General features: G+C 59.9%; 17 protein-coding genes. 5 read left to right on the top strand and 12 right to left on the bottom strand.

Annotation, left to right across the window (positions count from 1 at the left end; translation table 11 throughout):
- Positions 1-33: 33 nt before the first annotated feature.
- The 3 genes from rplS to rimM form a co-directional block, all read right to left on the bottom strand.
- Positions 34-480, bottom strand: a complete 447-nt coding sequence (gene rplS / locus BM074_RS07415) for a 50S ribosomal protein L19 (protein WP_027230999.1) — start codon at positions 478-480, stop codon at positions 34-36.
- Between the two features lie 205 nt (positions 481-685).
- Positions 686-1,390, bottom strand: a complete 705-nt coding sequence (gene trmD / locus BM074_RS07410) for a tRNA (guanosine(37)-N1)-methyltransferase TrmD (RefSeq protein ID WP_091920835.1) — start codon at positions 1,388-1,390, stop codon at positions 686-688.
- Positions 1,387-1,968 (bottom strand): ribosome maturation factor RimM, encoded by a 582-nt coding sequence (gene rimM, locus BM074_RS07405; RefSeq protein ID WP_091920834.1) that lies wholly within the window; start codon positions 1,966-1,968, stop codon positions 1,387-1,389. Before rimM ends, trmD begins: the two co-directional genes overlap by 4 nt.
- 128 nt (positions 1,969-2,096) lie before the next feature.
- On the opposite strand from rimM, the gene BM074_RS07400 reads away from it, so the two are divergent.
- The 3 genes from BM074_RS07400 (at position 2,097) to BM074_RS07390 (ending at position 4,647) form a co-directional block, all read left to right on the top strand.
- On the top strand, positions 2,097-3,053 hold the full coding sequence (locus tag BM074_RS07400; protein WP_027230996.1) for a tyrosine recombinase XerC: 957 nt from the start codon (positions 2,097-2,099) through the stop codon (positions 3,051-3,053).
- An 82-nt stretch (positions 3,054-3,135) separates the two neighbouring features.
- Entirely contained in the window at positions 3,136-4,203 is a 1,068-nt protein-coding gene (locus BM074_RS07395; protein ID WP_091920832.1) for a TraB/GumN family protein, read from the top strand.
- A 117-nt stretch (positions 4,204-4,320) separates the two neighbouring features.
- On the top strand, positions 4,321-4,647 hold the full coding sequence (locus BM074_RS07390; RefSeq protein ID WP_175498923.1) for a hypothetical protein: 327 nt from the start codon (positions 4,321-4,323) through the stop codon (positions 4,645-4,647).
- Between the two features lie 70 nt (positions 4,648-4,717).
- Here the strand turns inward: BM074_RS07390 and lpdA are convergent, their stop codons facing one another.
- The 9 genes from lpdA to BM074_RS07345 all read right to left on the bottom strand — a co-directional run bounded on the left by lpdA (position 4,718) and on the right by BM074_RS07345 (position 16,572).
- A complete protein-coding gene (gene lpdA, locus BM074_RS07385; RefSeq protein WP_091920831.1) occupies positions 4,718-6,121 on the bottom strand; it encodes a dihydrolipoyl dehydrogenase in 1,404 nt (467 codons plus the stop codon).
- Positions 6,122-6,168: 47 nt separating this feature from the next.
- Entirely contained in the window at positions 6,169-6,693 is a 525-nt protein-coding gene (locus BM074_RS07380; protein ID WP_091920829.1) for a hypothetical protein, read from the bottom strand.
- Positions 6,694-6,846: 153 nt separating this feature from the next.
- Entirely contained in the window at positions 6,847-8,145 is a 1,299-nt protein-coding gene (gene odhB, locus BM074_RS07375) for a 2-oxoglutarate dehydrogenase complex dihydrolipoyllysine-residue succinyltransferase (protein WP_091920827.1), read from the bottom strand.
- Positions 8,146-8,175: 30 nt separating this feature from the next.
- Positions 8,176-11,190 carry a 2-oxoglutarate dehydrogenase E1 component gene (locus tag BM074_RS07370; RefSeq protein ID WP_091920826.1) on the bottom strand — a complete coding sequence of 1,005 codons (3,015 nt, stop codon included), beginning with the start codon at positions 11,188-11,190 and terminating at the stop codon, positions 8,176-8,178.
- Positions 11,191-11,354: 164 nt separating this feature from the next.
- Positions 11,355-12,269, bottom strand: coding sequence for a succinate--CoA ligase subunit alpha (gene sucD, locus BM074_RS07365; protein WP_027230990.1), 915 nt, complete (start codon positions 12,267-12,269; stop codon positions 11,355-11,357).
- 3 nt (positions 12,270-12,272) lie between these two features.
- Entirely contained in the window at positions 12,273-13,469 is a 1,197-nt protein-coding gene (gene sucC / locus BM074_RS07360; protein WP_027230989.1) for an ADP-forming succinate--CoA ligase subunit beta, read from the bottom strand.
- Between the two features lie 64 nt (positions 13,470-13,533).
- Positions 13,534-14,496, bottom strand: a complete 963-nt coding sequence (gene mdh, locus BM074_RS07355; RefSeq protein WP_027230988.1) for a malate dehydrogenase — start codon at positions 14,494-14,496, stop codon at positions 13,534-13,536.
- Positions 14,497-14,796: 300 nt separating this feature from the next.
- A complete protein-coding gene (gene zapE / locus BM074_RS07350; RefSeq protein WP_091920824.1) occupies positions 14,797-15,984 on the bottom strand; it encodes a cell division protein ZapE in 1,188 nt (395 codons plus the stop codon).
- A 51-nt stretch (positions 15,985-16,035) separates the two neighbouring features.
- Complete coding sequence (locus BM074_RS07345) at positions 16,036-16,572, bottom strand: AprI/Inh family metalloprotease inhibitor (RefSeq protein ID WP_027230987.1); 537 nt, start codon at positions 16,570-16,572, stop codon at positions 16,036-16,038.
- A gap of 391 nt (positions 16,573-16,963) precedes the next feature.
- On the opposite strand from BM074_RS07345, the gene dapF reads away from it, so the two are divergent.
- A complete protein-coding gene (dapF, locus tag BM074_RS07340) occupies positions 16,964-17,857 on the top strand; it encodes a diaminopimelate epimerase (protein WP_091920822.1) in 894 nt (297 codons plus the stop codon).
- Positions 17,857-19,140, top strand: coding sequence for a tRNA (N(6)-L-threonylcarbamoyladenosine(37)-C(2))-methylthiotransferase MtaB (gene mtaB, locus BM074_RS07335; RefSeq protein ID WP_091920820.1), 1,284 nt, complete (start codon positions 17,857-17,859; stop codon positions 19,138-19,140). The genes dapF and mtaB overlap by 1 nt, the downstream gene beginning before the upstream one ends.
- Positions 19,141-19,154 lie beyond the last annotated feature (14 nt).

The raw sequence follows: 19,154 nt of genomic DNA, 5'->3' as shown, positions 1-19,154 counted from the left end.
AGACCGCCTTGTTCAAATCCATGGAGCCTGCGCTTATTCGGCAGCCGGTGCCTTGGCGACAGTAGCCTCCGAAACGGTCTCGGCAGTGCCGGTAGCCGGAACCGCGGTCTTGCCCTTGCGATTGTCCTTCTTCTCGGCAATGCGGGCAGCCTTACCAGTCAGGCCACGCAGGTAGTAGAGCTTGGCGCGGCGAACCTTGCCGCGGCGAACGAGCTCGACGCCCTCGACCAACGGAGAATAGATCGGGAAAACGCGCTCGACGCCTTCGCCGTAGGAAATCTTGCGAACCGTAAAGTTCTCGTTGAGGCCAGCGCCGCTGCGGGCGATGCATACGCCTTCATAGGCCTGGACGCGGGTGCGCGTACCTTCGGTAACGCGTACGTTGACGCGGACCGTGTCGCCCGGCTTGAAATCCGGAAGGGTGCGCTTGGCTTCGATCTTTGCCTTCTGCTCTGCGTCGAGCTGACGAATAATATCCATCGTCTTCATCCTTTACGTTCTTCTCGAACAGTCAGAGCGCTCGGCACTTGGCACGCAGCACATTTGGCCGCGTTTCTATGCCTCAAGGGAGGCAGGAGCGAATTCACCATTCATTGATTAATGGACCCGGATTTTTCCGGAGTTGGCGGGCAGATACACCATTAAAGCCGGTTTGTCACCTCCGTGCGTCAATCTTTTTGCCCAGCTATCGCTTCGTCCGTTTGCCATGGGCATCCCAGAGGTCTTGCCGCCGCTCACGCGTCAAACGCTCGGCCTCGGCACGCCGCCACTCCTCGATCGCCCCATGGTTGCCGGAAAGGAGAACATCGGGGATACGCCTTCCCTCCCATTCCTGCGGCTTGGTATAATGCGGATGCTCAAGCAATCCCGTCTCGAAGCTTTCAGTCTCACCTGACAGCGCATTGCCCATCACCCCGGGCAAAAGCCTTACGACCGCATCGAGAACGACGATCGCAGCGGTTTCGCCGCCGGAAAGAATGTAGTCGCCGATCGAGATCTCCTCGAACTGCCGCGCTTCGATCAGTCTCTCGTCGACGCCCTCGAAGCGCCCGCACAGGATAATGGCACCCGGGCCGTCGGCAAGCTGGCGCACACGCTCTTGCGTGAGCGGCTTGCCGCGCGGGCTCATGAAAAGTTTGGGCCTGCCATCGGCCACGTGATCGACCGCGCGCCCGAGGACATCAGGCTTCATGACCATGCCTGCGCCGCCGCCCGCCGGTGTATCGTCGACCATGCGGTGCTTGTCGGTGGCAAAATCGCGAATTTGCACCGTTTCGAGCGACCAGGCTCCCTCGTTCAGCGCTTTGCCGGCAAGCGAGATGCCGAGCGGGCCCGGAAACATTTCGGGATAAAGCGTCAGGACCGTGGCGCGGAACCCCTCCCTGCTCATGGCTTGGTGTTTCCCCCGGATTCTCCCCCGAGTTGCCGCCGCCGCTCTTCGGCCTCGTCGGCGTCGGGGATAAGACCCGCGGCCACGGGATCGATGACGACATGCCCCGCCTTCACGTCCACGCCCGGCACGGCTGCCTGCGTGAACGGAATAAGCATCGGGCGCTTGCCCTGCATGGTCAGTTCGAGGAGATCGCCGCCGCCGAAATCGAACATGGCGGACACCTTGCCGAACGTGTTGCCATCGGCGTCTACAGCATCAAGTCCAATCAGGTCGGAATGGTAATACTCATCTTCATCAAGGTCCTGCGGCAACTGCGAACGGTCGATGAACAGCGTCGTGCCGTTAAGCGCTTCCGCCATGTTGCGGTCGTTCACGCCGCGAAAGCGCACGACGACTACGGTTTTCGCCGGACGGATATCGAGAACCTCGAAGGGCCGGCCGGTTTCGTCGTAAAGCATGCCGTAATCGCCAAGCGCCATGGGATCGCCGGTGAATGTTTTCACTCTGAGTTCGCCTCGCGTGCCGTGTGCAGCGCCGATCACTGCCAGTTGCACCGGATCTTTCAACTTTGCCATGATGTTCCGTACTGAAGTTTCGAGTTTTTGGATTAGCCTTTCTACGGCGAAACGCCAAGCAAAACCAGAAACGAACCGGAAAGGACTCCTGTTGCACTATCGCGGCGATGGTTAAAAGGAGCGATGCAATGGGCGCAGTACCGAAGCCGGCCGAGTTTCTCGTCTCCGCCCGTCCGGATCTCGTGGACGCGCGCGAGAACTGGCTGAAATCATTGAAGAACACGCGCCGGCTCGCCGCCAATACGCTCGATGCCTATGAGCGCGATACGCGCCAGTTCTTTCAGTTCCTTACGGGACATCTCGGCGAGCCGCCGGCGCTGAAGGATGTTGCGACGTTGCGGATTGTCGATCTCCGTTCCTTCCTTGCAAGGCGGCGCAATGATGGCGCAGGCGCCCGCACGCTCGGGCGCGGCCTTGCCGGCATACGCTCGTTTCTGCGCTTTCTGGAAAAGCAGGGCATGGCCAATGCCGCCGCATCCATCGCCATCCGTTCGCCCCGCCAGCCAAAATCCCTGCCAAAGCCGCTGACCATGATCGATGCACGGCGCGTCGTTGAAAAGGGCGAACAGCTAAACGAAGAACCGTGGATTGCTGCGCGCAACGCCGCAGTACTGACGCTGCTTTATGGATGCGGCCTGCGCATCTCGGAAGCGCTTGGCCTCGACGGCGGGGCACTCACCGATCCCGACGCGCGTTCCATTCCTATCACCGGCAAGGGCGGCAAGACCCGCATGGTGCCATTGCTACCCGTCGTGCATCGCGCTGTCGCAGAGTATCGCAAGCTCTGCCCCTATGACCTTGCGGAAGGAACGCCGCTTTTCCGGGGCGCGCGCGGGGGCGAGCTTCATCCCGCGATCATTCAGCGCGACATGCAGAAAATGCGCAGTGCGCTTGGGCTGCCTGATACGGCGACCCCGCACGCACTTCGCCACTCCTTTGCGACGCATCTTCTCGGGCGCGGCGGTGATCTGCGCACCATTCAGGAGCTCCTCGGCCACGCCAGCCTTTCGACGACGCAGGTCTATACCGGTGTCGACAGCGAGCGGCTCCTGGAAATTTACGAAAAGGCGCATCCGCGCGCTTGAAATGTCGGGGCAATTCATATTCGAGACAATTTGCAGGTAGAGATTAACACTTTCTCGGCAGGCCCATTGGTAAAAGTCCGGCATGGATAACCAGGATATTTCCGTCATATTCGACCGTATAGCAGATCGCCTGCTCCAGCTGCTGGTGGCACTGAGCTGGCTCTTGCTCGCATCGTTCTTCGTCGTCGCCCTTGGCGCGGCGCGCGCCCATGCGGACGATTTAAGCTGTGGAGGCCACGATATTATCGCTGCAATGGCGAAATCAGAGCCCGCCAAGCTTGAAACATTGCAAAAGCAGGCCGCTGCAACTGAGAACGGTACGCGGCTCCTATGGAAGATTGAAAGGCCCGGCATCAAGCCGTCCTATCTTTTCGGAACCATGCATCTTACCGATCCGCGCGTGCTCAAACTGTCGGACGCAACGCAGGCTGCCTATCAGGGCGCCGATACGGTCGTCATCGAAACCGATGAAGTGCTCGATCCCAAGGCGCAATTTAAAGTTCTCGCCGAGACACCTGAACTGATGATGTTCACGGATGCAACCACGCTCGACAAGCTCATTCCGAAGGACAAGGTCGATGCCGTCAAGGCGGCGCTTCAGCAGCGCGGCCTGACACTTGCCGCGGTCAACCGCATGCAGCCCTGGATGCTGACCAGCATGCTCGCCATGCCGGCTTGCGAGCTCGCCCGCACCAAGGACGGAACCGCCTTTCTCGACATCAAGCTGGCGCGGGATGCGCAGGCGGCAGGCAAAAAGGTTGCGGGGCTCGAGACGATAAAGGACCAGCTCGGCGCCATGGCTTCGCTACCGATGCAGTTCCATATCGATGGTCTCATGGAAACGCTCGCTCTCGGTCCAAGACTGAACGACATCTTCGAGACGATGACCGTCCTCTACACGAAGGGCGAAATTGGCATGATATTCCCGCTAATGCGCTCCGTCTCGCCCGATGGCATCGAAAGCGGCAGCAGCTACGCCGCCTTTGAGGAAACGATGGTCAATGCCCGCAACCGGGTCATGGCTGATCGGGCTTCTCCGATAATAGATCAGGGTAATGCTTTTATCGCCGTGGGCGCCCTCCACCTTCCGGGCAAGGATGGGCTCGTTTCGTTGCTGCGAAACAAGGGCTATCAGGTGAGCGCGGAGTAACCGCGATCCCTCGAGCATGTGTGCATTGCAGCATAAGCAGGCGGCTTTTTGGAACTTATTTGAAAAGTAGCCGTTTTCCTTCCATTGGACGCCCTGAAACGTCATGGAGGACACGAAATGACCTATGATCCGAACCTGCAGCAACGGCCGATAGAAACCGAACCTTTGAACCCGAGAGCGACAGCGAAGTCGGGCTCAGGCGGTTTTCTTATCGCGGGTATTCTGATCGCTGCACTGATCGTTGGCGGCTATTTCTATCTGAACAGCGGTAGCAACGAGATGACCGCACCGGCACCGACTGCGCCCGCTACAACGACAGCTCCGGAACCGGCAAAGCCTGAACCGAACGCGATGGCTCCGGCAACGCCAGCACCGGCGCCTGCCGAAACTGCTCCGGCCCCGTCGACCACGCCGGCACCGGCTGCTCCGGCCCCTGCCCAGTAAGTTTTGGTACTGCAATGAATGCAAAAAGGCCCGGATATCCGGGCCTTTTTTGTAACCTTTGAACGCACCATCACATGTGAATAGCTTTGGCGAAGGTCGCAAGCGCGGCTTCGCGAACTGCCTCGGACATGGTCGGGTGAGCATGTGTGGTCCGTGCCAGATCTTCCGAAGAACCGCCGAATTCCATGAGCACGGTCGCTTCGTGGATCATCTCTCCGGCGCCATAGCCGAGGATGTGCACGCCGAGAACCTTGTCACTGGCCTTGTCGGCCAAAATCTTGACGAAACCGTCGGTGTGGAGCATGGCGCGGGCGCGTCCGTTGGCGGTGAACGGGAACTTTCCGACTTTGTAGTCGATGCCAGCCGCCTTCAATTCTTCCTCGGTTTTGCCCACCGACGCGACTTCGGGTTGGGTATAGACGACGCTCGGGATCGCATCATAATTCACATGGCCGGCCTGCCCTGCCAGGATTTCTGCAACGGCAATACCTTCGTCCTCGGCCTTGTGCGCCAGCATCGGCCCGGCGACAACGTCGCCGATCGCGTAGATGCCCGCAACGTTGGTCTGCCAATGATCATTGATCGAGACGCGCCCGCGCTCGGTGGCAATTCCGGCTTCTTCCAGACCGAGCGCGTCGGTATAGGGCCGGCGCCCAGTAGAAACGAGGACCGCATCGGCCTCCAACGTCTGGGGCTCGCCGCCTTTTACCGGTTCGAAGGTGACTTTCGCGCCCTTTCCAGCCTTCTCGACGCCGGTGACCTTGGCGCCCATCTTGAACTCGATGCCCTGCTTTTCGAGCATGCGCAGGAACTGCTTGGACACCTCACCGTCCATCGGCCCGAGAATCTTGTCCAGGTATTCGACGACAGTCACCTTCGATCCGAGACGGCTCCAAACCGATCCGAGTTCGAGGCCGATGACGCCGCCCCCGACAACGATCAGGCTTTCGGGGACCTTCTGAAATTCGAGCGCACCGGTCGATGAAACAATAACCTTTTCGTCGAACTCGACATTTACACCCGGAATGCCCGCGACATCCGAGCCGGTGGCTATCACGATGTTTTTCGTCTCGATCTCCTGGACCGTGCCGTCGTCAGCGGTCACCGAAACCTTGCCGGCGCCGATGATCTTGCCCGTACCAATGAAGGCATCGATCTTGTTCTTCTTGAACAGGAACGCGACGCCGTTGACGTTGGCCTCCACCGTCGCATCCTTGTGCGCCAGCATGGCCGGCAAGTTCAGTTTCAGCGTGCCGACGTCCACGCCGAGGGTGGCATGGGAATGTCCGGCCTCGTGGAACACCTCGGATGCATGCAGCAGAGCCTTTGAGGGGATGCAGCCGATATTCAGGCAGGTGCCGCCAAAGGTGGCGCGCTTCTCGACCACCGCGGTCTTCAGGCCAAGCTGCGCAGCCTTGATCGCGCAGACATAGCCACCCGGACCCGTTCCGATGACGACGACATCATATGCCATAACTCAATCCTTCTCTTGTGACGCTGTGCGCGATCCGCCCGGCGCGATTACTGCTCGGGCACGCATTCTTTGAAACGAAAGACTTCCCAGGGAAAAGCTTCGACAGGCTTGTCGAGCTTGAAATTGTAGCGGGTCATGGCGCTGGTAAGGTCCGGCAGCAGCAAGGCCTGCGCCGCAGGTTCCTTGGCCTTGGGCAGGAGATCCGCGTCGGCCCCCTCGGTCAGCGCATAGATGACACCCTGCCATACGGTGCAGGCATCAAGCTCCTCACCGGTCTTCGCGGGCGGACACTTATAGGAGATAGTCCCATTCGGCCGGGCAACTTCTTCGGTCCAGGCAACGACGCCATCAAGCCGAAGGTCGGTTTCGTTCAACTGGAGCGAAAACTCGTTGGAGGCATCCTCCGCATCATCGGGAACGCGCTTGAAGGTCAGCGTATAGTCGTCGTCCTTGTCGGTATAGACGGCACGATCCTGCGTGCATGCGGCAAAGGCCGGCGTTGCGAGCAGCGGCATGCTTGCTGCAAGAACAGCGGCGAGATGCAGACAGCGGAGACGCTTCCGGGACCCCATCAGTTCTGGCTCGCCTGCTGGTTTGCGAGCTTGATGCCCAGCCCGATGAACACCAATCCAGTTGCGTGATTGAGTTCGTAAATATAGTGCGACATGCTCATTCTCCGGCCGCAGGACCGCCCACTGACGATCCTGCTTGGTTGAATATTGGCACTAAAGGTCGAGTACGAGACGCTCCGGATCCTCGAGCGTATCCTTGACACGGACAAGGAACGTGACCGCCTCCTTGCCATCGACGATGCGATGATCGTAGCTCAAGGCGAGATACATCATCGGACGGATAACGATCTGGCCGCCGACGACGACCGGGCGCTCCTGGATTTTATGCATGCCGAGAATGCCAGACTGCGGGGCATTGAGAATCGGCGAGGACATCAGCGAACCATAGACGCCACCGTTCGAAATCGTGAAGGTACCGCCCTGCATGTCGGCCATCGACAGCGCGCCATCGCGGGCGGCCTTGCCGAGGCGGCCGATTTCTTTTTCGATCTCGGCGATCGACATCTGGTCGGCGTTGCGCACAACTGGAACAACGAGACCCTTGTCCGTGCCGACGGCGACACCGACATGGGCGAAGTTCTTGTAGATGATGTCGTTGCCGTCGATCTCGGCGTTGACCGCCGGGATCTCCTTCAGCGCATGGGTGACCGCCTTGGTGAAGAAGCCCATGAAGCCAAGCTTCACGCCATGCTTCTTCTCGAACAGCTCCTTATAGCGATTGCGAAGTTCCATCACCGCCGACATGTCCACCTCGTTATAGGTGGTTAGCATGGCAGCGCTGTTCTGCGCATCCTTTAGGCGCTTGGCGATGGTCTGGCGCAGGCGGGTCATCTTCACCCGCTCTTCGCGCGAGGCATCGTCGGCCGGCGAAGCGGGGCGCGCAACGGCCTTTGGCGCTTCGGATGCCTGCTGCTGCGCCGGGACACCCTTGGCGACGATATCGAGCACATCACCTTTGAGCACCTGGCCGCGTTTGCCCGAGCCTTCGACCTGCGAAACCGAAACGCCTTTTTCAGCGAGCAGCTTCGAGGCGGCCGGAGAGGCCGGCATTTCGCTTGGACGGCGTTCGGCAATCGGCGGCTCCCCGGCAACTTCGGCGGTCTTGGCTGCGGCCTCTGCGGTGGAGGCAGCAGCGCCGGCGCCGGATGCCTGTGCGACAGCCGCGGGCTTCGGCTCTTCCTTCTTGGCAGCAGGGGCGGCGGCAGTTGCGCCATCGGCAGCGCCAATCGTGCCGAGCAGCGCGCCGACTTCGACCGTATCACCTTCGTTGGCGGCGATTTCGGCCAGAGCACCGGCAGCGGATGCCGGCACTTCGATCGTCACCTTGTCGGTCTCGAGTTCCACCAAAGGTTCGTCAACGGCAATCGCGTCGCCGACTTTCTTGAACCATTTGCCAATGGTTGCTTCGGTAACGGATTCGCCCAGCGTAGGGACGCGGATTTCGGTAGCCATGTGTTCGCTCTTCCGTTGATCGTCAGTTACTTAGGAACCCAAAGCATCTTCAAGGAATGCTTCGAGCTGTGCAAGGTGTTTGGACATGAGGCCCGTTGCCGTCGATGCGGCGGCGGGACGGCCCGTATAGCGCACGCGCTGATGCTTGGCGTCGATATGTGCAAGGACCCATTCGAGATAGGGATCGATGAACGCCCAGGCACCCATGTTCTTTGGTTCTTCCTGGCACCACACCATTTCCGCGTTGCGGAAGCGGGAAAGTTCGGTGATGAGGGCCTTGGCCGGGAACGGGTAGAGCTGTTCGACGCGCAGGAGGTAAACATCGTCGATACCACGCTTTTCGCGCTCTTCGTAAAGGTCGTAATAGACCTTGCCCGAGCACAGGACGACGCGGCGGATCTTCGAGTCCTTCTGCAACTTGATCGGCTGATCCTTGAGAAGCTGCGCATCATCCCATAGCAGGCGATGGAACGAGGATTCACCGGTGAAATCGCCGATTGAAGAAACGGCCCGCTTATGGCGGAGCAGCGACTTCGGCGTCATCAGGATCAGCGGCTTGCGGAAGTCACGCTTCATCTGACGGCGCAGGATATGGAAATAGTTAGCCGGCGTCGTACAGTTCGCAACTTGCATATTGTCTTCCGCGCAAAGCTGCAGATAGCGCTCAAGACGGGCTGACGAATGCTCGGGACCCTGGCCTTCATAGCCGTGCGGCAGCAGACAGACGAGCCCGGACATGCGCAGCCACTTGCGCTCGCCCGATGATATGAACTGGTCGAAGACGACCTGCGCGCCGTTGGCAAAGTCACCGAACTGCGCTTCCCACAAGGTCAGCGCGCGTGGATCCGACAGCGAGTAGCCGTACTCGAAACCAAGCACTGCCTCTTCGGAAAGCATTGAGTTGATGACTTCGTAAAGAGCCTGGCCCTTCTGCAGATTGTTGAGCGGAATATAGCGTTGTTCGGTATCCTGATCGTAAAGCACCGAATGACGCTGGCTGAACGTGCCGCGCTCGACATCCTGGCCGGAGAGGCGCACCGGGTGCCCTTCCGTGACGAGGGACCCGAATGCCAAAGCTTCAGCCGTCGCCCAGTCGAAACCTTCGCCGGTTTCGATCATCTTGGCGCGGTTGTCCTGGAAGCGCTGGATCGTGCGGTGGACATTGAGACCGGCCGGAACTTCCGCCAACTTCTTGCCGATTTCCTTCAGCGTCTTGACCGGAATGCTAGTCTTGCCGCGCCGTTGTTCATCGGCATTGTCCGCCGTCCGCAGGCCGCTCCAGGCGCCATCGAGCCAATCTGCCTTGTTGGGCTTGTAGGCCTGGCCGGATTCGAACTCTTGCTCCAGCGTTTCGCGCCAGGTGGCACGGATCTTCTCCAGGTCGGCCTCAGTGATCAGGCCTTCCTCGATGAGCTTTGCGGCGTAGAGCTGGACAGTCGTTTTCTGGCTGCGGATCTTCTTGTACATGATCGGCTGTGTGAACGCCGGTTCGTCACCCTCGTTGTGGCCGAAACGGCGGTAGCAGAACATGTCGATCACCACCGGCTTATGGAAGGTCATGCGGTATTCAGTGGCGATCTTGGCAACGTAGACGACCGCCTCAGGATCATCGCCGTTGACGTGGAAGATCGGTGCCTCGATCATTTTCGCAACGTCCGACGGATAGGGCGACGAACGCGAAAAGCGCGGATTGGTGGTAAAGCCGATCTGGTTGTTGATGATGAAATGCACGGTACCGGCAACGCGGTGTCCGCGCAGACCGGAAAGGCCGAGACATTCCGCAACTACGCCCTGGCCAGCGAAGGCCGCATCGCCGTGGAGCAGCAGCGGCATCACCTTGGAGCGTTCGGAGAGGGGGACAACCTCATCGCGCTCGCGTCCGGCAAGGATATCCTGCTTGGCGCGCGCCTTGCCCATGACGACCGGATTGACGATCTCGAGATGCGACGGATTCGCCGTCAACGACAGGTGCACCTTGTTCCCGTCGAACTCACGGTCGGAGGAAGCGCCGAGGTGGTACTTCACATCGCCCGAACCTTCGACGTCGTCCGGTGTATAGGAGCCGCCCTTGAACTCGTGGAAAATCGCGCGGTGCGGCTTGCCCATGAATTGGCTGAGCACGTTGAGGCGACCGCGGTGGGCCATGCCGAGGACGATCTCCTTGAGACCCATCGAACCACCGCGCTTGACGATCTGCTCCAGCGCCGGAATGAGCGCTTCGCCGCCGTCGAGACCGAAACGCTTCGTGCCCTTGTACTTTACGTCGATGAATTGTTCGAAACCTTCCGCCTCGACGAGCTTGGAAAGGATAGCCTTCTTGCCTTCATTGGTGAAGGCAACGCCCTTGTCCGGGCCCTCGATGCGTTCCTGAATCCATGCCTTCTCGACAGGATCAGAAATGTGCATGAATTCGACGCCGATAGTCGAGCAATAGGTGCGCTTGAGGATATCAAGCATCTGCGGGATCGTCGCGTATTCGAGACCCAGCACATTGTCGATGAAGATCTTGCGGTCGTAGTCGGCAGGCGAGAAGCCGTAGCTCTCCGGCGAAAGCTCGTTGTAATCTTCCTTGACCTCGGCGAGGCCGAGCGGATCGAGCTTGGCATGGAGATGGCCGCGCATGCGGTAAGCGCGGATCATCATGATGGCGCGGACGGAATCACGCGCGGCGTGGATGATGTCGCTGTCCGAGGCCGTCAGAACGGGAGCAGCAACGCCATTGGCTACGGCACCGTTGGCGGACTTCGCCTTCAGCTTATCGGTTATGTGCTTTTCAACTTCGCCCCAATTGCCGTCGAGCGCCGAGACGAGTTCGCCATTGCTCGCGATAGGCCAATTCGGCTTTTCCCAGGACGCGCCCTTGGCGTTCTTGATGACGTCGTCCTTTGCATCGTCGAGATTGGCGAAAAATTCCTGCCACTCAGATCCGACCGATGCCGGATCCTTTTCGTACTGGGCATGCAGCTCCTCGATGTAGTGCGCATTGCCGCCATAGAGGAACGAGGTAAGTGCGAAGATGTCGTTGGCCTGTTCTTGACGTGCCATATGTGTGACCGGAGTACCGACTCCGTCTCCCTTTGTGCGAGCTCGCCGGGCCTTCTGAGCCGGAAACGCTCTGGGTTGAGGCCAATCGGGCCCCGGGGATTGATCGGGGCGGCGCCCGCCCCAATCGATAGTTCTCTTCATCAGGCGTCTGGCGCCAGCCGGTGTCAGCCCTTGAGGACCTCGACCAGCGTCTTGCCAAGCTGCGCCGGTGAAGGCGAAACACGGATGCCCGCTGCCTCCATAGCAGCAATCTTGTCTTCCGCGCCGCCCTTGCCGCCGGAAATGACCGCGCCCGCATGACCCATCGTCCGGCCCGCAGGGGCCGTGCGGCCGGCAATGAAGCCGGCCATCGGCTTCTTGCGGCCACGCTTGGCCTCGTCGGCGAGGAACTGCGCTGCATCTTCCTCAGCCGAGCCGCCGATTTCACCGATCATGATGATCGACTTCGTCGCTTCGTCAGCGAGGAACATTTCCAGGACATCGATGAACTCGGTACCCTTGACCGGATCGCCGCCGATTCCGACAGCGGTCGTCTGGCCGAGGCCCTCGTTCGTCGTTTGGAACACTGCTTCATAGGTAAGCGTCCCGGAGCGGGATACAACACCCACCGAGCCTTTCATGAAGATGTTGCCCGGCATGATCCCGATCTTGCATTCCTCAGGCGTGAGAACGCCCGGGCAGTTCGGGCCGATCAGACGCGATGTCGAACGATCGAGACGCGCCTTGACCCGCACCATGTCCATGACCGGGATGCCTTCGGTGATGCAGATGATCAAAGGAACTTCCGCATCGATGGCTTCGATGATGGCTTCGGCCGCTCCTGCGGGCGGCACATAGATCACAGAGGCATTGGCGCCGGTGCGGTCCCTGCCCTCGGCAACCGAGGCGAAGATCGGCAGCTGCGCGCTGGCGCCGGTCGGCAACTTGCCTTCCCAGGTCTCGCCGCCCTTTTTCGGATGGATGCCACCGACCATCTGCGTGCCGTAATAGGCGAGCGCCTGTTCGGTGTGGAAAGTACCGGTCTTCCCGGTCAGGCCCTGAACGAGAACCTTGGTGTCTTTGTTGACAAGAATAGACATGCCTTAGTTTCCCTTCACCGCCTTGACGATTTTTTGCGCTGCGTCGTCGAGGTCGTCGGCCGACGTGACGTTAAGGCCGCTCTCGTTGATGATCTTCTTGCCAAGCTCCGCATTGGTGCCTTCGAGGCGCACCACGAGAGGAACCTTGAGACCGACTTCCTTGACCGCCGCGATAACGCCCTCGGCAATGACATCGCACTTCATGATGCCGCCGAAGATGTTGATCAGGATGCCTTCCACGGCAGGATCGGCAGTGATGATCTTGAACGCCGCCGTTACCTTCTCCTTGCTCGCGCCGCCGCCGACGTCGAGGAAGTTCGCCGGCTCAGCACCATAGAGCTTGATGATGTCCATCGTCGCCATGGCGAGGCCGGCGCCGTTGACCATGCAGCCGATATTGCCGTCGAGGGCGACATAGGCGAGGTCGTATTTCGACGCCTCGATCTCCTTGTCGTCCTCTTCCGAGACATCACGCAGTTCGACAACGTCAGGGTGGCGGAAAAGCGCATTGCCGTCGAAGGAGACCTTGGCGTCGAGAACGCGCAGGCGGCCATCCTTCATGACAATGAGCGGATTGACTTCGAGCAGGCTCATGTCCTTCTCGGTGAATGCCTTGTAGAGCGCCGGGAACAGCGACTCCCCATCCTTGCGCGCTTCGCCGGTGAGGCCATAAGCGTCGCTGATCTTGGCGATATCATCCGCGGTCACGCCCTTTTCAGGATCGATCGCGACGGTGATGATCTTTTCTGGCGTATCGTGGGCGACGGCCTCGATGTCCATGCCGCCCTCGGTTGAAACGACAAAGGACGGACGGCCGACCGAGCGGTCGACGAGGATCGACAGATAAAGTTCACGCTCGATATCGGCGCCGTCCTCGATATAGAGGCGGTTCACCTGCCTGCCGGCGGGGCCGGTCTGCTTGGTAACCAGCGTGTTTCCGAGCATTTCCTTGGCATTGGCAACGACTTCCTCGACCGAGCGGGCCAGGCGAACGCCGCCCTTTGCGTCAGGGCCGAGTTCCTTGAACTTGCCCTTGCCGCGACCGCCCGCATGGATCTGGCTCTTGACCACATAAAGCGGGCCCGGCAGCGTCTTTGCCCATTCTTCCGCCTGTTCGACGGAATAGACGGCAACGCCGTTGGCGATCGGCGCACCAAAAGTGTGCAGCAGACGTTTCGCCTGATATTCGTGAATATTCATTTAGCTGTTTCCTCTCGAAAAATCCCCGCGCGGAGGATTGTTTCAGAATGGTCCGGGGCCGGATTTACTTGAGGTTCGGGGCGATGCCGATGCAGGCTTCGCAAAGACCTGCAACAGATGCGACGGAATTTTCGAAGGCCTTTTCCTCGGTCTTGTTGAGGTCGATCTCGATAACGCGTTCGACGCCGCCTGCACCGATGATGACTGGTACGCCGACATACATGTCCTTGACGCCGTACTGCCCGGAGAGGTGGGCAGCAACGGGCAGAACGCGCTTTTTGTCCTTGAGATAGGCTTCCGCCATCTGCACGGCCGATGCCGCGGGCGCATAATAGGCCGAGCCGGTCTTGAGGAGGCCGACGATCTCGGCGCCGCCATCACGCGTGCGCTGCACGATCTGGTCGAGCTTTTCCTGGCTCGTCCAGCCCATCTTGACCAGGTCCGGCAGCGGAATGCCCGCAACCGTGGAATAGCGCGTCAGCGGAACCATTGAGTCGCCGTGGCCGCCGAGAACGAACGCAGTGACGTCTTCTACCGAAACCTTGAATTCTTCAGCCAGGAAATAGCGGAAACGCGCGCTGTCGAGAACGCCGGCCATGCCGACGACCATGTTTTTCGGCAGGCCCGAAAACTTCTGCAGCGCCCAGACCATCGCGTCCAGCGGATTGGTGATGCAGATGACGAAAGCGCCGGGCGCATATTTCTTGATGCCGGCGCCGACCTGTTCCATGACCTTGAGGTTGATGCCGAGAAGATCGTCGCGGCTCATGCCCGGCTTGCGCGGCACGCCGGCCGTAACGATGACCACGTCAGCGCCTTCGATGGCGGAATAGTCATTGGCGCCGGCAAGCTTGGCGTCGAAATCATCCACTGGCGAAGACTGGGCAATGTCGAGCGCCTTGCCCTGGGGCATGCCCTCGGCGATGTCGAAGAGCACGATGTCGCCGAGCTCCTTGAGCCCGATCAGATGTGCAAGCGTTCCACCGATCATGCCTGAACCGATGAGGGCGATTTTGTTACGTGCCATGCTGGTTGCTTCCTTGATCTGAAGTCTTGACGGACGCCTAAGAACACATTTGGATAGTCAAGCCGCCAGACGGCAAACTTATGACAACATGCCCTTGCGTTGGGACGTTCGAATATTCCTCTTTGAAAAATAACTCAACCGAAAATTTTCACCCCAATAAATTCAATCGTTTAGATTTAACGGGATTTACGTAAACGTCAATTTGTTCTGAGTTTTTCGAGCGCATTCAAGCCTATTTCTATCACGCAGAACTTGTCAGATTGATGATATTGCCGGGAGTTTCAGGCTTCCCCTGGCTCCCTAAACGCCCGCCGATTTCGGCTCTGCACGCGAATGTGTTGTGCCGGTTGCAGCAATATAGTCCTCGCTCTGCATTTCGAAGAGCCGCGATGCCGTGCGGTCGAATTCGAATGCCTCGGTGCCGTTTTTGGCGTGGTAGAGTTGGTCGGGGGTAGCAGCAGCCGACATCACCAAGTGAACCTGGTTGTCGTAGAGAACATCGATGAGGATGATGAAGCGCTTCGCTTCGTTGCGACGAGGGTAGTCGAGGACGGGCACGTCGTCGATGAAGATTGTACGGTAGCGCTCGACAATCGCCATGTAGTCGGCCGCACCGAGCGGTTTTGAACATAGGTCTGCGAAGCTGAAGCGGGCGGTACCGCGAGTCGCTTGCGGGATCGAAACCGTGTGCCCCTTCACTTTCAAACTATCCGGCGTGACAACCGCTCCGTCTGTCGCCGCGTGCCAGGCCGCGTCCATCTGCCGTTTTGTTTCGTCGCCGAGCGGCGAAAGATAGACCGGCAGATGATTGAGCTTTTCCAGGCGGTAGTCGGTGCGCGCGTCGAGACTGACGACATCGACATGTGTCTTGAGAAGCTCCACGAACGGCAGGAACAATTGCCTGTTGAGACCGTCGCGATAAAGATCGTCGGGCGCCACATTCGATGTTGCGACCAGAACCACACCCCGTTCGAACAAGGCACGGAAAAGCCGCGACAGGATCATGGCGTCTGCAATGTCGGTCACCGTGAATTCATCGAAGCACAGAACCCAGGCCTGCTCGGCCAGGGCCTCGGCAACGGGTGGAATCGGATCCTCCTGCTTGGTATCCCCGTTCTTCAGCGCCTGCCGGTGCGCATTGATGCGCTCGTGCACATCCGCCATGAAATCGAGAAAATGCGCGCGTCGCTTGCGCTTTGCCGGAACAAGCTGGTGGAACATGTCCATCAGCATCGTCTTGCCGCGACCCACCTCGCCATGGATGTAGAGGCCCTTGATAAAATCCCGTCGCGGCGCCTTTCGGCCGAAAAGCCAGCCGAGGGCGCTCGATTTCGTAGCCAGACGCGTCGTGGCAAGCTCATGGATCAGCCGGTCGAAGCGATCCGCCAACCGTTGTTGCGCCGGGTCGACCTCGATGTCGCCGGCAGCCGCGAGCGCATCATAGCGCTCGCGGACCGAAGGAAAGACTTTCAGATTGTCGTGCGACATGCGCGGTGCAGTCTCCGCGGGCGCCGGCGGATGCCGGCGCGCCGTGCTTGGTTATCGCGACAGACGCAGCGACTGTCCGCCGGATGTCTGGCCGTCGAAGCTCGACTGGCCCGTAGAATAGAGCTTGGCGACCGTGCCACCCGCCGCATCAAACAGCGTCAGCTGCTTGCCGCTCACAGCCCACGACGAGAGGTTGGCGAGTTCGCCCGGGCAACGCAACGGACCGGCGCGGTAACCCTGGCCGAACTTGGTCTGCGGTGTCGCGATCTTGCAGCTCTGGCCGCCCATCGAAGCATTCCACACACCGGCGACGCTGCCGGCGGTCAAATCCGGCGCATTTTCCGGCGGGATTGCGGCAACCTGGGTGTTTGGCTGGGTACCGGTCCCCGGGGTGCCCGTGGTCGGAGCGGTCGGAAATTGATTTGCGCCACCGGGCGGCGGCAACTGGCTCGAACTCACGCTGCCCGACGGTGCAGGTTGAAGCGGGGCGGGACCCGAAGACACGGGGTCAAGCCGCGAACTCTGGCATCCTGCCAGTACCATGCCTACAGCGGCAACGGTCAGCAAATTGACTTTCAAAGACCCCATAACCTCAGCTCTCCATCTGCGCATTCGAACTCCGGAATGCGATTCCATTTGGCAAATATTAACCGCGATACAAATGTGAACTCGGCGAGATTTCAACCCGCGCATCGAAAAAACAGCCACATTCAAAGCCCAATCGGCGGCAAGAATTCGCGAAAGTAGCCGGAAATGACAATATCGCCACACCTTGCACGTGCTGACGCCCGCATACGTATATTGGCGCCATTAACCAATTCAACCATTTCAAGGTGAATAAAGTCTTATATCGAAACGCTTTGCCCGACGCCTCCGTCCGCGACACCATTGATTACTGGCGGCACTGGCAATTTTCCACCAATTCCGCCATATAGGCCCCATATGAATGGGAAGTGACGGCAACGGGCAAGCAACAGGCATGGCAGGACAGGTGCAATTTGCGAAGATGAACGGCCTTGGCAACGAAATCATCGTTGCTGACATGCGCGGCCGTGCCGATCGCATTGCCCCCCACGCAGCCATTGCACTCGACCATGATCCGGCGACGAAGTTCGATCAGATCATGGCAATCCACGACCCGCGAACCGCCGGAACCGAAGCCTATATCGAGATCATCAATTCGGATGGCAGCCAGGCGCAGGCATGCGGCAACGGTATGCGTTGCGTCGTGCAGGCACTCACCGCCGAAACGGACAAGCGCGCCTTCACATTCGAGACGATCGCCGGAATCCTCACGGCGCAGGAACATGCCGACGGCCAGATTTCCGTCGACATGGGTATTCCGCGCTTCGACTGGCGCGACATTCCGCTCGCCGAACCCTTCCACGATACGCGCCGGATCGAGCTTCAGATCGGGCCGATCGATGCGCCAGTCCTGCACTCGCCCTCCGTCGCGAGCATGGGCAATCCGCATGCCATCTTCTGGGTCGATCAGGATGTCTGGACCTACGACCTCGAACGCTTCGGACCGCTTCTCGAGAATCATCCCATCTTTCCCGAGCGCGCTAATATCTCCATCGCTCATGTGACCAGCCGCAATGCCCTGACGTTGCGCACGTGGGAACGTGGCGCCGGCCTTACGCGCGCCTGCGGTTCGGCCGCCTGCGCCGCCGCCGCTTCCGCTGCGCGTACCGGACGCACCGACCGTACCGTGACCGTTACCGTGCCCGGCGGCCCGTTGCTGATCGAATGGCTCGACAACGACCATGTCATCATGACCGGACCGGCCGAGTGGGAATTTGCCGGCAGCCTCGACCCGCAAACCGGCGCTTGGCAGCGCGAAGAAGCGGCATCGTCGCAGGGAGCCGCCTGATGGGCGTCGACGTCGTCACGTTCGGCTGCCGTCTCAATACCTATGAGTCGGAAGTGATGAAGCGCGAGGCCGATGCAGCCGGTCTCGGCACGCTGGAAAATGGCGCCATCATTTTCAACACCTGTGCCGTAACCAGCGAGGCGGTACGCCAGGCCCGGCAGGCGATCCGCAAGGCCCGGCGTGACAATCCCGCAGCACGGATCATCGTCACGGGCTGCGCCGCGCAGACGGAAGCCGAAGCATTCGCCGAAATGGACGAGGTCGACCTCGTGCTCGGCAACGAGGAAAAGCTCAAGTCGAACTCCTACCGCATGCTGCCTGATTTTGGCGTCAACCAGTTCGAGAAGGTTCGGGTCAACGACATCATGGAGGTGCGCGAAACCGCATCGCACATGGTCGACGCCATCGAGGGCCGCGCCCGCGCCTTCGTGCAGGTCCAGAACGGCTGTGACCACCGCTGCACCTTCTGTATCATTCCCTATGGGCGTGGCAACTCACGCTCCGTCCCGATGGGCGGTGTGGTCGAACAGGTGAAGCGACTGGTCGGCAATGGCTACGCCGAAGTGGTCCTCACCGGCGTCGACATGACAAGCTACGGGCCCGACCTGCCGGGAAACCTGCGCCTTGGCAAATTGGTCAAGACGGTACTGAAATCGGTTCCGGACTTAAAGCGGCTGCGTCTTTCCTCGATTGACTCCATCGAGGCCGACGACGATCTGATGGAAGCGCTCGCGACGGAGCCGCGGCTGATGCCGCATTTGCATCTCTCGCTCCAGTCCGGCGACAACATGATCCTGAAACGCATGAAGCGCCGGCATGCGCGGGAGAATTCGATCGCATTCTGCGCCGAAGTCCGGACGATCCGTCCCGACATCGTGTTCGGCGCCGATATCATCGCCGGTTTTCCCACCGAAACGGATGAGATGTTTGAAAACTCCATCCGCATTGTTGAAGAATGCGGCCTGACAAACCTGCATGTCTTCCCGTTCAGTCCCCGCAAGGGAACGCCCGCGGCCCGTATGCCGCAGATCGAACGCAGCATCGTCAAGCAACGGGCAGCACGGCTGCGCGCGGCGGGCGATGCGGCATACAACAGGCATCTCGACGGGCTCATCGGCACCACGCAGAAGGTTCTCGTTGAACGCGACGGCATGGGACGCACCGAGGGCTTCACGCTCGTCGGCATCGACGGCGGCGTTGCGGGCCAAATAATCGAGCGGACGATCGGCGGGCACGACGGTAACAAGCTGCTGGCAACCGGTCGCGACCGGCGCGCAGCATAACAGGCAAAGCAGCA

This window comes from Phyllobacterium sp. CL33Tsu (assembly GCF_900113985.1).
In the GTDB taxonomy this organism is placed as follows: domain Bacteria; phylum Pseudomonadota; class Alphaproteobacteria; order Rhizobiales; family Rhizobiaceae; genus Phyllobacterium; species Phyllobacterium pellucidum.
The sequence above is the reverse complement of the archived record's forward strand: the minus strand, read 5'-3'. Positions and strand labels throughout refer to the sequence as shown.

What these genes read in the sequence shown, in the direction of transcription:
- BM074_RS07345 (WP_027230987.1), bottom strand. Translation starts at nt 16,572, where the DNA reads ATGGGGTCTTTGAAAGTCAATTTGCTGACCGTTGCCGCTGTAGGCATG.
- BM074_RS07370 (WP_091920826.1), bottom strand. Translation starts at nt 11,190, where the DNA reads ATGGCACGTCAAGAACAGGCCAACGACATCTTCGCACTTACCTCGTTC.
- BM074_RS07395 (WP_091920832.1), top strand. Translation starts at nt 3,136, where the DNA reads ATGGATAACCAGGATATTTCCGTCATATTCGACCGTATAGCAGATCGC.
- BM074_RS07390 (WP_175498923.1), top strand. Translation starts at nt 4,321, where the DNA reads ATGACCTATGATCCGAACCTGCAGCAACGGCCGATAGAAACCGAACCT.
- BM074_RS07400 (WP_027230996.1), top strand. Translation starts at nt 2,097, where the DNA reads ATGGGCGCAGTACCGAAGCCGGCCGAGTTTCTCGTCTCCGCCCGTCCG.
- mtaB (WP_091920820.1), top strand. Translation starts at nt 17,857, where the DNA reads ATGGGCGTCGACGTCGTCACGTTCGGCTGCCGTCTCAATACCTATGAG.
- zapE (WP_091920824.1), bottom strand. Translation starts at nt 15,984, where the DNA reads ATGTCGCACGACAATCTGAAAGTCTTTCCTTCGGTCCGCGAGCGCTAT.
- mdh (WP_027230988.1), bottom strand. Translation starts at nt 14,496, where the DNA reads ATGGCACGTAACAAAATCGCCCTCATCGGTTCAGGCATGATCGGTGGA.
- sucC (WP_027230989.1), bottom strand. Translation starts at nt 13,469, where the DNA reads ATGAATATTCACGAATATCAGGCGAAACGTCTGCTGCACACTTTTGGT.
- odhB (WP_091920827.1), bottom strand. Translation starts at nt 8,145, where the DNA reads ATGGCTACCGAAATCCGCGTCCCTACGCTGGGCGAATCCGTTACCGAA.
- rimM (WP_091920834.1), bottom strand. Translation starts at nt 1,968, where the DNA reads ATGGCAAAGTTGAAAGATCCGGTGCAACTGGCAGTGATCGGCGCTGCA.
- dapF (WP_091920822.1), top strand. Translation starts at nt 16,964, where the DNA reads ATGGCAGGACAGGTGCAATTTGCGAAGATGAACGGCCTTGGCAACGAA.
- rplS (WP_027230999.1), bottom strand. Translation starts at nt 480, where the DNA reads ATGGATATTATTCGTCAGCTCGACGCAGAGCAGAAGGCAAAGATCGAA.
- BM074_RS07380 (WP_091920829.1), bottom strand. Translation starts at nt 6,693, where the DNA reads ATGGGGTCCCGGAAGCGTCTCCGCTGTCTGCATCTCGCCGCTGTTCTT.
- sucD (WP_027230990.1), bottom strand. Translation starts at nt 12,269, where the DNA reads ATGTCTATTCTTGTCAACAAAGACACCAAGGTTCTCGTTCAGGGCCTG.
- trmD (WP_091920835.1), bottom strand. Translation starts at nt 1,390, where the DNA reads ATGAGCAGGGAGGGGTTCCGCGCCACGGTCCTGACGCTTTATCCCGAA.
- lpdA (WP_091920831.1), bottom strand. Translation starts at nt 6,121, where the DNA reads ATGGCATATGATGTCGTCGTCATCGGAACGGGTCCGGGTGGCTATGTC.